Below are 667 nucleotides of genomic sequence, written 5' to 3'. Positions count from 1 at the left end.
CGGCTGGCTCCGCACCGGGGACCTCGGGACGATCCGGAACGGCAGGCTTTTCGTGACCGGACGCCTGAAGGACCTGATCATCATCGACGGCCGCAACCACAGCCCTCACGACCTCGAAGAGACGGTCGCCGCCGCGCACCCCCTCCTCGGCCCTGACCGGGTCGCAGCCTTCGCTGTCGACGGCGACGAAGGGGAGGGCGTCGTCGTGGTCGCCGAGCGTGCGCGGAGAGCCCCTGACTTCGACGAATCCGAGATCTCGCGGGCCGCCACCCGTGCCGTCGCCGAGCGGCACGACGTGCGCCTTCGCGCCTTTTTGCTGGTGAAACCCGGCGGTCTGCCGCGGACCTCCAGTGGCAAGGTCGCGCGTTCCGCGGCCAGAACGCGGTATTGGACGGCGGATGGGACAGAATCCCCCCATGGCAGCTGACGGGAGCGAATACGTCGACGAGATCAAGGCCCTCGTCTGCGAGACCTTCGACGTCGATCCGGACACCATCGACGAGAACACGCCCTTCGCCGAGATGGGGGTCGACTCGCGGCGCCGGGTCCGGCTCCTGGCGACGGTCGAAGTGGAGTTCGGCATCGACATCGACCTCGACGAGCTGGATCGCCTGGTCGACATCCGGGGCGCGGCGACCGTTCTAGCCGAGGCCGTCGAGGCGGGGGG

Annotated in this window: 1 protein-coding gene and 1 pseudogene; both read left to right on the top strand. The window is 69.3% G+C overall.

The genetic code is table 11. The annotated features are described in order from the left end of the window. Positions 1-427: pseudogene (locus CFP71_RS42120) on the top strand (acyl-CoA synthetase); the annotation flags it as partial. Beyond that, on the top strand, positions 417-667 hold a 251-nt coding region (locus CFP71_RS42115; RefSeq protein ID WP_244200043.1), incomplete at its 3' end, for an acyl carrier protein. The pseudogene CFP71_RS42120 and the gene CFP71_RS42115, both read left to right, overlap by 11 nt.

The organism is Amycolatopsis thailandensis (assembly GCF_002234405.1).
Taxonomy (GTDB): domain Bacteria; phylum Actinomycetota; class Actinomycetes; order Mycobacteriales; family Pseudonocardiaceae; genus Amycolatopsis; species Amycolatopsis thailandensis.
This window is presented reverse-complemented; position numbering and strand designations above follow the sequence as displayed.